Raw genomic sequence first — 13,476 nt, 5'->3', positions numbered from 1 at the left:
ATCGCTCCATGCCCTACAAATTCAAATCGCGTGCCACGGCAGACCTCATCATGCTGGACGCCAACGGCCGCAAGCTGCTGGAAATCATCGGCAAGTCTCCCGATGAGGTGCATGGCATCATCACCGTGGAGCAGATTCCGGCCGCCATCATCGCGCTGGAGGCTGCTGCCGCCGAAGATGCGACCAGACGTGCGCAGCCGCAAGACGAAGCGCAGGAGGAGGATGCCGTGCCTGCAAATCAGGACGGCGTGGCCCTGGGCCAGCGCATCGTGCCTTTTGTAGACATGCTCAGGCGCAGCGCCGCCGATGGCAAGGAAGTGACCTGGTAAGCGGCCTTCTTCGGTCGCCTCATGCAAAAAAGCCTGCAGATGCAGGCTTTTTTGCGTTGAACGGATTGTGCGTTCTCAGTCGGCGTAGATGCCGGCGGCCTTGATGACCTTGCCCCACTTGGCGATTTCGGCTTCCACAAACTTCTTGTGACCCGCAGGGTTGGTACGGTCGTCGCTGGCAATCACGGCCCCCAAGGCTTCCTGGCGCTTGATGAACTCGGGGTCCTTGAGCGAAGCCTTCATGGCTTCGTTGATCTTTTGCACCACATCGGCAGGCGTGCCCTTGGGGGCGTACAGACCGTGCCAGATGGTCACGTTGAAGTCCTTCAGGCCCAGGGACTGCAGCGTGGGCAGGTCCTTGAGTGCAGGCGTGGTCAGAGGCTTGGCAGTGGTCACGGCATAGGCCTGAACCTTCTTGGCGGCAATCTGCGAAGTGGTATTGGTGGTCTGGTCGCACAGCAGGTCCACCTGGTTGCCCATCAGATCGGCAATCGCAGGAGCTGCACCCTTGTAGGGCACGGGCGTCATGTCCTGCTGCAGCGAGGCCTGGAACATCAGGCCGCACAGGTGCGAGGCCGAGCCCACGCCGGCGTTGGCCAGATTCACCTTGCCCTGGTTCTTGCTGACCCAGTCCTTGACTTCGGCGAAGTTCTTGGCGGGCAGGGTGGGGCGGCCGATCAGCGTCATGGGCACATCGTTGATGATGCCGGCGTACTCGAAGTCGTTGAGCACGTTGAAGGACAGCTTGCGGTACAGCGTCGGGATGGTGGACATGCCGATATGCGTCAGCAGCAGCGTGTAGCCGTCATTGCGTGCACGTGCGGCCTTGGCTGTGCCAATCGTGCTGCCGGCACCGTCTGCGTTGTCGATGACGATGGTGGCGTTGTTCAGCTGCTTGCGCATGGATTCGGCCAGGTCGCGAGCCACCTTGTCGGTGGGGCCGCCTGCCGTGAAAGGCACGATGATCGTGATCGTCTTGCCAGCGGCTGGGTAGCTGTCGGCATGGCTGCTGATGGCTGCGGTAGCGGCCAGAGCGATGGTGGCGATCTTGAAAATAGTTTTCACAGTGTCTCCCTAAAAATAATGTGCAAGCAGACCAGGACGGTTGACTTGTCGTGACGTAAAGCCGGATTCTAGGTAGCGCTAATCTGTGGGGTTTTTGTTATTTTCTAAGTGTTATCCCTTGATGGAGCGGGCGATCACATTGCATTTGCGTTAAAGCAAACCGATTGCCTGTAGCGTATTGGCGACACATGTGCAGGGGCTTGGCCAAGCTCAAGTCTCAGTACAAAACCTTTAGGTCGCAGAGCCAGCCGAATGCCGGCAGCTCTTCAGAGCTTCACTGATAGGAGCGCGCGTCCTCGATCACCTTGCCGTCATTGGGCAGGCTTCCGGGAGACACCATCTGCACTTCGCCACGCAGCTTGGTGACTTCGCGCAAGGCGTCGATCACCTGCAGGGCAAAGCCCGGTGCGGTTTCCGTGGTTTCAACCAGCAACTGCATCTGGTCGTTGGCCATCTCACCCGTCACTACCAGCCTGGCCCTGACGATCTGCGGAAAGCGCTTGACGACCTCGGCCACCTGTTTGGCATGCACGAACATGCCGCGCACCTTGGTGGTCTGGTCGGCGCGGCCCATCCAGCCCTTGATGCGGGCATTGGTGCGACCTGTGGGGCAGGTTCCCGCAAGATAGGCCGAGAGGTCACCCGTGCCAAAGCGGATCAGCGGATAGTCGGGGTTGAGCGTGGTGATGACCAGCTCGCCCACCTCGCCCTCGGCCACAGGGTCGCCGGTTCCGGGGCGCACGATCTCCACGATCACGCCCTCGTCCAGCACCAGACCTTCACGGGCGCTGGTCTCATAGGCAATCAGGCCCAGATCGGCCGTGCCATAGCTCTGGTAGGCGTCTATGCCATGATCGCGCATCCATTGGCTGAGCGAGGGGGGGAAGGCTTCACCGCTGACCATGGCCTTGGTCAGGCTGGGCAGCTTCATTCCCATCTCCTGGGCCTTTTCCACAATGATTTTCAGAAAACTGGGCGTACCCACATAGGCCGCGGGCCGCAGATCGGCCATGGCCTGCACCTGCTGCTCGGTCTGGCCCGTGCCGCCCGCGAACACCGTGCAGCCCAGGGCCTGAGCACCGGTTTCCATCATCGACCCGGCGGGCACGAAGTGATAGCTGAAGCAGTTGTGCACCAGCTCCCCAGACCTGAAGCCCGCGGCGTACATGGAGCGGGCCATGCGCCAGTAGTCGGGGCGGCGGCTTTCGGGCTCGTAGATGGGGCCGGGGCTGGAAAACAGCCTGGGCATGTCGTGGCCAAGGCCAATGGCATTGAAGCCGCCAAAAATCTGCTGCGGACGCTGTGCAGCCTGGCGCTCCAGCAGCTCGCTCTTGCGCGTCACAGGCAAGGTGGCCAGCGCTGCGCGACTGGTGATACGGGACGCATCCACACCTTTGAGAATTTCGGCAAAAGCGCTGGAGCGCTGCTGTGCATGGGCAATCTGCAGCGGCAGGCTGGCCATGCAGTCGGCTTCGCGCTGTTCGGGGCTGCGGGTTTCCAGGGCATCGTAGAAATCACTCATGGCAAATCCTGTAGAGAAAATCTGCAAGCAAAACTGAAGTCAATGGGCGCAACCTAAAAACTGGCGCGCACCAAGCCAGAGACAGCGAGCAAGCGCCGCCGCGCAGCGAGGCCGTCGTCCCCCTAGGGGGAAGGCGCGAAGCGCCTCAGGGGGCAGTCATCAAGCCAACCAGCGTTTTCTGCGTTTGTAGCTCTTCACATCCTTGAAGCTCTTGCGTTCGCCGCCGCCCACGCCCAGATAGAACTCCTTGACGTCCTCGTTGCTGGCCAGATCCTTGGCGGAGCCGTCCATGACGATGCGCCCGCTTTCCATGATGTAGCCGTAGTCGGCGTATTTGAGCGCCATGTTGGTGTTCTGTTCGGCCAGCAGGAAGGTGACTTTTTCCTTGCTGTTGAGGTCTTTGACGATGTGAAAGACCTCGTCCACGATCTGCGGTGCCAGGCCCATGGAGGGCTCGTCTAGCAAAACCATACGCGGGTTGCTCATCAGCGCACGGCCGATGGCGCACATCTGCTGCTCGCCGCCCGAGGTGTAGGCCGCCTGGCTGGTGCGCCGGGTCTTGAGGCGCGGGAAGTAGTTGTAGACCTTCTCGAGATTGGCTGCAATCTCGCCCTTGTCCGTGCGTGTGTAGCTGCCGGTGAGGAGGTTTTCTTCGATCGTCAGGTGGGCGAAGCAGTGGCGTCCTTCCATGACCTGGACCACTCCGCGCTTGACAAGTTCGGCGGGCGAGAGGTTGGCGATCTGCTCGCCTTCCAGTGTGATGCCGCCTTTGGTGACTTCGCCGCGCTCGCCCTTGAGCAGATTGGAGATGGCGCGCAGCGTGGTGGTCTTGCCCGCGCCATTGCCGCCCAGCAGGGCCACGATGCTTTGGTGGGGGACTTGTAGCGAGACGCCCTTGAGCACCAGGATCACATGGTTGTAGATGACCTCGATGCCATTGACTTCCACCAGCGGTGCGGTCTGGGCGGAAGTGGAAACTGTGTGCGCGATATCGGTCATGCGGTCACCTGATAACTCAAAATAGATAGCTGTCTGCACTTCATGGATAAGCGCTTGAGGCTGATTTTTATAAATCCGGTTGCGACGAGGCGAGCCTTGGTCAGAGACATCAAGCAAGGACCGGGGCTGGCCGCGCCGCAGCGAGGATGTCGTCCCCCCTCAGGCGCCAGGCGCCAGTGAGGGGGAAGGCGCGACGCGCCTCAGGGGGTGCAGGTTCTTACCTTGACGTTCTTTTCCTTGGCGTACTTTTCCGCGAATTCCTTGTAGAGCGGATCGACCATGGACTTGTCGGCCTGGTACCAGTCGGAAGTCACCTTGAACTTGGCGCCGTCCCAGGTGGCAATACGGGCCCAGTCGGCGCCCAGATGGTTGTCGCAGCTGGTCTTGAAGGGGCGGATGATCTTGCCGAAGCCCAGCTCGTTCAGGCGTTCCTGCGTCATATTCAGGTTCTCCAGGCCCCAGCGCACCTGCTCGGGTGTCATGACCTTGCCTTTGCCGAACTTTTCCTGAGCGGTGCGGATGGCCTCGACCTGCAGCATGGAGATCACAATGCCGCGAGTATGTGCCAGCTGGCCCAGTTCCTTGGCGTCCTTGGCCGTGCCCTGACCCTTGTCGTAGAGCATGGACTTGATGTCGCCATGCACCTTGTCGCTCTCGGCAGTGTTGTGGATGGTCACCGTGTTGTAGCCCTTGGCGCCGGCACCGATGTCCTTGACGTCATGGTCGGAGCCGCCCCACCAGACGGCATACATCTTCTCGCGCGGGTAGCCCGTGGCCTGCGCCTCACGCACGGCCGTAGGAGTCATCACGCCGGCCGACCACAGCAGCACATAGTCGGGGCGGTTCTGGCGAATCTGCAGCCAGGTGGATTTTTGCTCCACGCCGGGGGCAGTCACGGGCAGCTTGATCAGCTCAAAGCCATCCTTGGCGGCGCGCTTTTCCAGCAGCGGAATCGGCTCCTTGCCATAAGGCGAGTCGTGATAGACCAGTGCGATCTTCTTGCCCTTGAGGTTGCCTTTTTCCTTCTTCAGAATGTCCTGCACGATGGAGTCGGCGGCTGTCCAGTAGTTGCCCAGCAGCGGGAAGTTCCACTCGAAGACCTTGCCGTCCACGGACTGGGACAGACCATAGCCCGGAGTGACCACCGGCACCTTGTCACCGGGAGCCTTGTCGGTCACGGCAAAGGTGATGCCGGTGGACTGGGTGTCAAAGCCCGAGGCGCCGCCGTCCTTGTTCTTGAGGCGCTCGTAGCATTCCACACCCTTGGCCGTGTCATAGGCGGTTTCGCATTCCTCGAATTTGATCTTCACACCGTTGACGCCACCCTTGGCATTGACCAGCTTGAGGTAATCCTGCTTGCCGTCCGCCCATGGAATACCCAGGGGCGCGAACTGGCCCGTGCGATACACCAGCAGAGGCACGAACTGCTCCTGGGCCTGAGCCGCAGGCGAGGCCATCAAGGCTCCCATGCCTGCAGCAACAGCAGCGGCAGCAATCGCAACTTTCTTGAACATCATCGACTGTCTCCTTGGGTTGTATGGGACGCTGTCCCGGTTGCAGGCACTCTGCGGTGTCTTGTAAATAAATCAGCTATCTCTCAATCAAGCACTCAGCAATTCAGGGGCACCGAGCAAGAGCCGCCTCGCGGCAGGGCCACCCCGGCGAAGGTGCCGTCCCCCTTGGGAGAAGCCGCGTCAGCGGCACAAGGGGAGTCATCAATGCGGAAACGGCCAGACGCGCAGCTTCTGACGGGCCGTGGCCCAGAGCTTGGCCAATCCGTGGGGTTCCACAATCAGGAAGAACACGATGAGCGCACCAAAAATCATGTGCTCGAGATAGGTCGCCGTGGCTGTGGACAGCGGCAGGCCCAGCCAGTGGGGCACCTGGTTGAGCAGCAGCGGCAGCAGCACGAAGAAGGCGGCGCCGAAGATGCTGCCCACGACCGAGCCCAGGCCGCCGATGATGATCATGAACAGCAACTGCAGAGAGCGGTCCAGGCTGAAGGCTGCGGGTTCCCAGGCGCCCAGGTGGACAAAGCCCCAGAGCGCACCGGCCACGCCGACGATGAAGCTGCTCACGGCAAAGGCCGACAGCTTGGCGTAGGTGGGGCGGATGCCGATCACGGCAGCCGCCACGTCCATGTCGCGCATGGCCATCCATTCACGACCTACCGAGCTGCGCACCAGATTCTTGGCGGCCAGTCCGAGCAGACAAAGAATCGCCAGGCAGAGCAGGTATTTCTCCATGGGCGTGTCGATGGCCCAGCCCAGAATGGCCAGTGGCTTGGCGCTGACGGAGCCGGATGAGGAGTTGTTCGTCACCCAGGCCGCGCGGGTCGCCAGCCAGTCCACAAAGAACTGGGCGGCCAGCGTGGCCACGGCCAGATACAGGCCGCGAATGCGCAGGCTGGGCAGACCGAACACCACGCCGAACGCCATGGCCACCACGCCACCGCCCAGAAGTGCCACCAGCAAAGGCATGCCTTCAATGCGGGCCTGCAGGTTGTAGGCCGCATAGGCACCCACGGCCATGAAGGCGGCGGTACCCAGCGAAATCTGGCCGCAGTAGCCGACGAGGATATTGAGTCCCAGCGCCGCCAGCGACATGATGACGAAAGGAATCAGAATCGCCTGAAAGGTGTAGTCGCTGGCAATGAAGGGAATGGCCAGGAAGGCAAAGGCCAGCACCAGCAGGATGACCCAGCGGTCCTGCGCGACGCCGAAGATCTGCTGGTCTGCCGCGTAGCTGGTCTTGAACTGGCCGTTTTCACGATAAAACATATTCTTGTTCTCCCTGTTCAGACGCGGTCAATGATCTTGTCGCCGAACAGACCTTGGGGTCGTACCAGCAGGAAGCAAAGGGCCAGACCATAGGCAAACCAGGTCTCGATGCCGCCGCCCACCATGGGGCCGATGTAGACCTCGGAGAGCTTCTCTCCCACGCCGATGATCAGGCCGCCGATGATGGCGCCGGGCAGTGATGTCAGGCCGCCCAGAATCACCACGGGCAGGGCCTTCAGGGCCACCAGCGACAGCGAATACTGAACGCCCAGCTTGCTGCCCCAGATGATGCCGACGACCAGAGCCACGCCGCCGGCCACCGACCAGACGATGACCCAGATGCGCGACAGCGGAATGCCGATGGACTGGGCGGCCTGGTGGTCGTCGGCCACGGCACGCAGCGCGCGTCCGGTTTTGGTCTTCTGAAAGAAAAGGCTCAGGCAGATCACCAGGATGGCAGCGATGCAGGCCGCATACAGGTCTTCCAGGCTGATCATCACGCCGCCCTGAAACAGGCTGTCCATGATGAAGACAGGATCCTTGGGCATGCCCACGTCAATCTTGTAGACCTCGCTGCCAAAGACCATGGGGCCGAGGCCATCGAGCAAATAGGCAATGCCCAGCGTGGCCATCAGCAAGGTGATGGGCTCCTGATTGACCAGATGGCGCAGGGCCAGACGTTCGATCACCCAGGCCACGCCCACCATCAGCGCCAGGGTGACGGCGATGGCCAGCAGGTTGCCGACCAGCCCCGGCTCCACGCCCAGCCAGCCGGGAATCCATTGCGAAAAACGCGCCATGGCCAGGGCTGAAAACAGCACCATGGCGCCTTGCGCAAAGTTGAAGACGCCGGAGGCCTTGAAGATCAGCACGAAGCCGATGGCGATCAGTGCATACAGCGTGCCCACCATGAGGCCGCCGAACAATGTCTCTAAGAAAAATCCCATGACTGCTCCTTCAGTGGCCTGCGCCCAGATAGGCGCGGATCACGTCTTCGTTGTTGCGTACTTCATCGGGAGCGCCGTCGCCGATCTTCTTGCCATAGTCCAGCACCACGACACGGTCCGAAATGTCCATGACCACGCCCATATCGTGTTCGATGAGCACGATGGTGGTGCCGAACTCCTCGTTCACATCGAGGATGAAGCGGCACATGTCCTGCTTTTCTTCCACGTTCATGCCGGCCATGGGCTCGTCCAGCAGCAGAACCTGAGGCTCCATGGCCAGGGCTCGGCCCAGGTCCACGCGCTTTTGCAGGCCATAGGGAAGCTGACCCACGGGAGTCTTGCGATAGGCCTGGATTTCGAGAAAGTCGATGATGTGCTCGACGAACTCGCGGTGCTGCATTTCCTCGCGTTGCGCGGGGCCGATGCGCAGGGCCTGCATGAGGATGTTGCTCCTGATCTTGAGGTTGCGGCCGGTCATGATGTTGTCGATCACGCTCATGCCCTTGAATAGCGCCAGGTTCTGGAAGGTGCGTGCGACACCCATCTCGGCCACCTGGCGGCTGTTCATATGACTGAAGGTCTGGCCGCGAAAGGTGATGGAGCCTTCGGACGGTGTATAGACGCCGTTGATGCAGTTGAGCATGGAGCTCTTGCCGGCGCCGTTGGGGCCGATGATGGAGCGGATTTCGTGCTCTTTGACATTGAACGAGATATCGGTCAAGGCCTTGACGCCGCCGAAACGCAGACTGATGTTCTTGATGTCCAGAATCACTTCGCCGCTGGTTCTTGTATTCATGAAAATTCCTCTCAGGCAGCAGCCTTGGCCGAAGCCGGGTGGAGCTTGGCTTCGACGATGGTCAGCGTGGCGCTGACGCTGCCCGTGCGGCCGTCCTCGAACTTCACCAGGGTCTCGATGAACTGCTGCTGCTTGCCGGTGTAGAGCGCCTCCACCAGCACGCCGTACTTGTCGGCGATGAAGTTGCGGCGCACCTTGCGGGTGCGGGTCAGCTCGTCGTCATCGGGGTCCAGCTCCTTGTGCAGCACCAGAAAGCGCGCCACCTGGGTGTCGGCCATGCCGGGCTCGCTGGCCAGGTCGGCGTTGACCTTGTCTATGCAGTCGGCCACCAGCTCCAGCACCTTGGCCTTGCTGGCCAGGTCTACATAGCCGCCGTAGGGCAGACCCTGGCGCTCGGCCCAGTTGCCCACGGCCTCGTAGTCGATGTTGATGAAGGCGCAGACCTCGTCCTTGCCATGGCCGAAGCAAACGGCTTCCTTGATATGCGGGAAGAACTTGAGCTTGTTCTCTATGTAGTTGGGCGCGAACATGGCGCCGCGGCTGGTCTTGCCCACATCCTTGGCGCGGTCGATGATGCGCAGCTGACCGTTGGCATCGATCACGCCGGCATCGCCGGTATGGAAGTAGCCGCTGGCGTCGATCACCTCTGCCGTGGCGTCGGGGCGCTTGTAGTACTCCTTGAGCACGGACACACCCTTGACCAGCACCTCGCCGTTGTCGGCAATCTTGAGCTCGATGCCCGGAGCCGCCTGGCCCACGCTGGAGAGTTCCACCTGGCGGTCGCGCTGCAGGCAGACATAGGCACAGGTTTCGGTTTGACCGTAGAGCTGCTTGAGGTTGATTCCGATGGAGCGGAAGAAGCGAAACAGCTCGGGGCCGATGGCAGCGCCTGCCGTATAGGCCACGCGGATGCGCGAAAGGCCCAGAGCATTGCGCAGAGGTCCGTAGATGAACAAGCTGCCCAACTGGTATTTGAGGCGATCCATGGCACTGACGTTCTTGCCGTCCAGAATGTCCGAGCCTACGCGACGTGCCACCTCCATGGCCTTGGCATACATCCATTGCTTGAGCGGCGAGGCATCTTCCATGCGAATGGAAACCGAGGTCAGCATGCCCTCAAATATGCGCGGCGGAGCAAAGTAGTAGCTGGGTCCGATCTCGCGCAGGTCGATGGCGATGGTCGAGGCGGATTCCGGGCAGTTGATGGTGAAGCCCGCCACCAGCCATTGCGCAAACGAGAACAGATGGTCTCCCACCCAGGCCGGCGGCAGATAGCAGATCACATTGTCCGAAGCATTCAGGCCATCGGTCTGCACGCCGCCGCGGGCAGATTCGCCAAAGCTGGCGTGGGTCTGGCACACCCCCTTGGGCTTGCCCGTGGTGCCCGAGGTGTAGAGGATGACCGAGACATCGTCGGGCGAGACGGCCTGGACCATGGCCTCATAGGCTCCTGCGTGCCGTGCATCCCATTCCTTGCCCTTGGCCAGCAGTTCATCGGTGCTGATGAGTCCGGGTTGGTCATATTTGCGCAGGCCGCGCGGGTCGTCATAGATGATGTGGCGAATGCTTGGCACGCTCTCGCGTACTTCCAGCAGCTTATCCACCTGTTCCTGGTTCTCGGCAAAGGCGAACGCGATCTCCGCGTCCTCCATCACAAAGCGCATCTCGGCGGCCACGGCATCCTGGTACAGCGGAATGGGCACTGCGCCACAGGCCTGAACGGCCAGAAAGCCCATGTAGACATGAGGCCGGTTATCGCTGATGAACGCCAGGTTCTGGCCACTTTCAAGCCCCAGCGCGCGCAGGCCGCAGGCCATGTGGCGCACGGTCTGTGCGGCTTCGCGCCAGCTCCAGGTTTGCCAGATGCCATACTCCTTTTCGCGCAGGGCGGGCGCATCGGGGCGTTCTGTCGCGTGCTTGAGCAGCAGTTGCGGGAACGTGGTTGTCATGCCTGATCCTCTTGGTTGGGGTTGGAGCCGCCGCGGCTACCCTTCACGAAAGTCTTGCAGACATGCTATGAGTGACTTTGACGTCAGGATGTCTGTTTGACGACAATTTGAGGGAAAGCCTGCATAGTGAAAATCCGCTGTAACAAATGCTGCTGAAAATGGCGCATTTGCTGCCTCGTGGAAATCCCGCTGTTGCGCCAGCGCGGCTTTGGCAATGCTTCTGGGCATGAGTCAAGAACTGTCCCTGCATCAAAGGCGGCGCAAGCCTTTGAGCTCAGAACTCGATGGCATTCCCTGGTGGCCCGTTCTGTTGCCCATGGAGCGTGAAAACGTGGCACGTGTGCTGCTCGTCGGCGATGCCGAGCCGGGCGACTATGTCTGCCGCACCGGTCGCCCGCCTACCTACTGGTTTGGCGTGGTCGACGGCCTGCTCAAGATGAACACCGAAAGCGCCGACGGAGTCAGCATGACGCTGGCCGGCCTGCCTCCCGGCGGCTGGTTTGGGGAGGGAACGGTCATCAAGCGCGAGCCCTATCGCTACAACGTGCAGGCCATCCGCAAGACGGTTGTGGGTGGCCTGCCCATAGACATGTTCCACTGGCTGCTTGATCACTCCATAGGCTTCAATCGTTTTGTGATGAACCAGCTCAACGAGCGCCTGGGCCAGTTCATCGCGGCGCGCGAGATCGACCGCATGAGCAACCCCGATCTGCGCGTGGCGCGTACTCTGGCAGCCTTGTTCAACCCCTTGCTCTATCCCGGCGTGGGGCAGATTCTGCGCATCACCCAGCAGGAGCTGGCCAATCTGGTCGGCCTGTCACGTCAGCGTGTGAACGAGGCCTTGTCTGTGCTGCAGCGCGAGCGCGTGATCCAGATCGAGTATGGCGGCCTGCGCGTACTGGACCTGGAAGCGCTGCGGCATGGTGAGTTCTGTGCGTCGCGCAAGGCGCTTGCCTGAGGGACGTCCTATAACCTAGCTCCGCGCTGGAATTGTGGATAACTCTCGCCTCGCGCCCGCGCGTCGCGAGACAATTACGCCCAAATGTCAGTCAAACCTCCTAAAGAGTCCGGCGCCCCTGGTGCTGGCAAATCCTCCGCGCCCTCTGATTCCTCGTCGGCGCGCCCTGTTTTGCGTGCACCGGCCAAGCCAGCCAAGGCCGAAAAGCCTGCGGCAGCCCGTGGCTCCAGGCCCGCTGGCGGTACCGATCGCGGCCCGCGTGGTGAAGGCCCGCGTGGCGAACGTGGCGCCCGCCCTCAGCGTGAGCGCGACGAGCGCCCCCGCGCTTCAGGCTTTGGTCGTCCCGATGGCGGCCGCCCTGCTCGTGACGACGGTGAACGTCGCGGCGGCTTCTCGCAGCGCGATGAGCGCCGCCCCCGCACCGATCGCGATGAAGGCGGCGAGCGCCGCTTTGGCGGCGGTGACCGTGGTTTCCGCCCCTATGGCGAGTCGCGTGATGGTGATCGCGGTGGCGAGCGCCGCGAGTTCCGTCCCCGTGACGACCGCCGTGATGACCGCCCTCAAGGCGGCCGTGACTTTGGTGACCGTCCACGTTCGTCCGGTTTTGGTCGCCCCGACCAGGGCCGCTTCGAGCGTTCCGAAGGTGGCGAGCGCCGTGAATTCCGTCCACGCGACGGCGAACGTCGTGGCGGTGATCGCTTTGAAGGCCGCCGCGATGAGCGTCCTCAAGGTCGTGACTTTGGTGACCGTCCGCAAAGCCGTGGTTATGGTCGCCCAGACCGCTCCGAAGGTGGCGAACGCCGTGAATACCAGCCCCGTGATGGCGAGCGCCGTGGTGGCGATCGCCCGCAAGGCCGCGACTTTGGTGATCGTCCGCAGAACCGTGGCTACGGTGACCGTCCCGAAGGCCGCTCCTTTGATCGTGACGACCGCCGCGGGGATGCCCGTCGCGGTGATGACCGCCGCAACGACGAGCGCCGTGGTGAACGCCGCGACGAGCGCGGTAGCGAGCCTGAAAAGCGCCATATCCCCGGCTCGTTTGTGTCGGAGGCGACCCGTCGCCCCACCACCGGTATTCGCACCTATCGCCCCGCAGCCGATGGCTCGGACCGTGCGATTCCCGTCAAGCGTGCTCCCGAAGTGGAGGCGCGCCAGGACGACCGTCCCGGTGCCATTCGCATCAACAAGCGAATTGCCGACATGGGCATGTGCTCGCGTCGCGAAGCCGATGAGTGGGTGGAAAACGGCTGGGTCACGGTCAATGGCGAAGTCGCAACCATGGGTCAGAACGTGGTGCCCGGCGACAGGATCGAGATCGACCAGAAGGCTCAGGAACGCCAGGACCAGCAGGTCACCATCCTGCTGAACAAGCCCATGGGCTATGTCAGCGGTCAGGCCGAGGACGGCCATGAGCCCGCCGTGGTGCTGATCACCAACGAGAACCGCTGGAACGAAGACCGCAGCAAGACGCGCTTCAACTTCAGCCAGCTCAAGGGCCTGGCTCCCTGCGGTCGTCTGGACATCGACTCCGTGGGTCTGCTGGTGCTGACGCAGGACGGCCGCGTGGCGCGCCAGATCATTGGCGAGGACTCGGAAGTCGACAAGGAATACCTGGTGCGAGTGACCTTCGGTGATCGCGACGTGGATGTGCAGTCCGTCTTCCCAGAGGAAAAGCTGGCTCTGCTGCGTCACGGCCTGTCGCTGGACGAGCAGCCGCTCAAGCCGGCCCAGGTGGACTGGCAGAACCCCGAGCAGCTGCGCTTTGTGCTGACCGAAGGCAAGAAGCGCCAGATTCGCCGCATGTGCGAGCAGGTCGGCCTCAAGGTCGTGGGCCTCAAGCGCATCCGCATCGGCGGCGTGACCCTGGGCAATCTGCCCACCGGCCAATGGCGCTATCTGGCTGCGCATGAAAACTTCTGACACCCCCTGAGGCGCTTCGCGCCTTCCCCCTCTCTCTTCGGGAGGGGGGCGACAGCCTCGCTGCGGGGCGGCGGGGCCGCCCAGGCCCTTGCTCGCTGTCTCCGGTTGTGGGGTGTGTCGAATTTTGAGTGAAATTGGCCTCTGGCTCTTTATTGATAAGCGCAAGTAGCTATTCTTTTTGAATAAGTGCTTGCGCTTTTTTCTTGCTCGA

11 protein-coding genes are annotated in these 13,476 nt (G+C 61.9%); 3 read left to right on the top strand and 8 right to left on the bottom strand.

Annotation, left to right across the window (positions count from 1 at the left end; translation table 11 throughout):
* The first annotated feature begins 8 nt into the window (after positions 1-8).
* Positions 9-329 carry a DUF1840 domain-containing protein gene (locus tag AAIL66_RS02990; RefSeq protein ID WP_343495970.1) on the top strand — a complete coding sequence of 107 codons (321 nt, stop codon included), beginning with the start codon at positions 9-11 and terminating at the stop codon, positions 327-329.
* A gap of 75 nt (positions 330-404) precedes the next feature.
* On the opposite strand, the gene AAIL66_RS02985 is transcribed toward AAIL66_RS02990, so the two are convergent.
* From AAIL66_RS02985 to AAIL66_RS02950, 8 genes are all read right to left on the bottom strand, one after another.
* A complete protein-coding gene (locus AAIL66_RS02985; RefSeq protein WP_034377274.1) occupies positions 405-1,394 on the bottom strand; it encodes a tripartite tricarboxylate transporter substrate-binding protein in 990 nt (329 codons plus the stop codon).
* Between the two features lie 274 nt (positions 1,395-1,668).
* Positions 1,669-2,916 (bottom strand): AMP-binding protein, encoded by a 1,248-nt coding sequence (locus AAIL66_RS02980; RefSeq protein WP_034377273.1) that lies wholly within the window; start codon positions 2,914-2,916, stop codon positions 1,669-1,671.
* A gap of 159 nt (positions 2,917-3,075) precedes the next feature.
* On the bottom strand, positions 3,076-3,915 hold the full coding sequence (locus AAIL66_RS02975; protein WP_012840001.1) for an ABC transporter ATP-binding protein: 840 nt from the start codon (positions 3,913-3,915) through the stop codon (positions 3,076-3,078).
* Between the two features lie 200 nt (positions 3,916-4,115).
* On the bottom strand, positions 4,116-5,432 hold the full coding sequence (locus AAIL66_RS02970; RefSeq protein WP_034354805.1) for an ABC transporter substrate-binding protein: 1,317 nt from the start codon (positions 5,430-5,432) through the stop codon (positions 4,116-4,118).
* A gap of 198 nt (positions 5,433-5,630) precedes the next feature.
* Entirely contained in the window at positions 5,631-6,695 is a 1,065-nt protein-coding gene (locus AAIL66_RS02965; protein ID WP_003068654.1) for a branched-chain amino acid ABC transporter permease, read from the bottom strand.
* 17 nt (positions 6,696-6,712) lie between these two features.
* Entirely contained in the window at positions 6,713-7,642 is a 930-nt protein-coding gene (locus AAIL66_RS02960; protein ID WP_034404418.1) for a branched-chain amino acid ABC transporter permease, read from the bottom strand.
* A gap of 10 nt (positions 7,643-7,652) precedes the next feature.
* Positions 7,653-8,438: an ABC transporter ATP-binding protein gene (locus AAIL66_RS02955; RefSeq protein WP_003068658.1), complete on the bottom strand. Its 786-nt coding sequence runs from the start codon at positions 8,436-8,438 to the stop codon at positions 7,653-7,655.
* Positions 8,439-8,449: 11 nt separating this feature from the next.
* Complete coding sequence (locus AAIL66_RS02950; RefSeq protein ID WP_034391224.1) at positions 8,450-10,387, bottom strand: AMP-binding protein; 1,938 nt, start codon at positions 10,385-10,387, stop codon at positions 8,450-8,452.
* 226 nt (positions 10,388-10,613) lie between these two features.
* Between AAIL66_RS02950 and AAIL66_RS02945 the strand changes: the two genes are divergently transcribed.
* Together AAIL66_RS02945 and AAIL66_RS02940 are read left to right on the top strand one after the other, a co-directional pair.
* Positions 10,614-11,345, top strand: coding sequence for a Crp/Fnr family transcriptional regulator (locus AAIL66_RS02945; protein ID WP_034355313.1), 732 nt, complete (start codon positions 10,614-10,616; stop codon positions 11,343-11,345).
* Positions 11,346-11,429: 84 nt separating this feature from the next.
* Complete coding sequence (locus AAIL66_RS02940; RefSeq protein WP_343495969.1) at positions 11,430-13,265, top strand: pseudouridine synthase; 1,836 nt, start codon at positions 11,430-11,432, stop codon at positions 13,263-13,265.
* The last annotated feature ends 211 nt before the right edge of the window (positions 13,266-13,476 follow it).

The sequence above is a fragment of the Comamonas sp. F1-6 genome, assembly GCF_039581415.1.
GTDB classification, from domain to species: Bacteria; Pseudomonadota; Gammaproteobacteria; order Burkholderiales; family Burkholderiaceae_C; genus Comamonas; species Comamonas thiooxydans.
The sequence above is the reverse complement of the archived record's forward strand: the minus strand, read 5'-3'. Positions and strand labels throughout refer to the sequence as shown.

Coding starts and splice junctions, on each gene's coding strand:
- AAIL66_RS02975 (WP_012840001.1), bottom strand. CDS start 3,915: ATGACCGATATCGCGCACACAGTTTCCACTTCCGCCCAGACCGCACCG.
- AAIL66_RS02970 (WP_034354805.1), bottom strand. CDS start 5,432: ATGATGTTCAAGAAAGTTGCGATTGCTGCCGCTGCTGTTGCTGCAGGC.
- AAIL66_RS02945 (WP_034355313.1), top strand. CDS start 10,614: ATGAGTCAAGAACTGTCCCTGCATCAAAGGCGGCGCAAGCCTTTGAGC.
- AAIL66_RS02980 (WP_034377273.1), bottom strand. CDS start 2,916: ATGAGTGATTTCTACGATGCCCTGGAAACCCGCAGCCCCGAACAGCGC.
- AAIL66_RS02955 (WP_003068658.1), bottom strand. CDS start 8,438: ATGAATACAAGAACCAGCGGCGAAGTGATTCTGGACATCAAGAACATC.
- AAIL66_RS02960 (WP_034404418.1), bottom strand. CDS start 7,642: ATGGGATTTTTCTTAGAGACATTGTTCGGCGGCCTCATGGTGGGCACG.
- AAIL66_RS02965 (WP_003068654.1), bottom strand. CDS start 6,695: ATGTTTTATCGTGAAAACGGCCAGTTCAAGACCAGCTACGCGGCAGAC.
- AAIL66_RS02940 (WP_343495969.1), top strand. CDS start 11,430: ATGTCAGTCAAACCTCCTAAAGAGTCCGGCGCCCCTGGTGCTGGCAAA.
- AAIL66_RS02950 (WP_034391224.1), bottom strand. CDS start 10,387: ATGACAACCACGTTCCCGCAACTGCTGCTCAAGCACGCGACAGAACGC.
- AAIL66_RS02990 (WP_343495970.1), top strand. CDS start 9: ATGCCCTACAAATTCAAATCGCGTGCCACGGCAGACCTCATCATGCTG.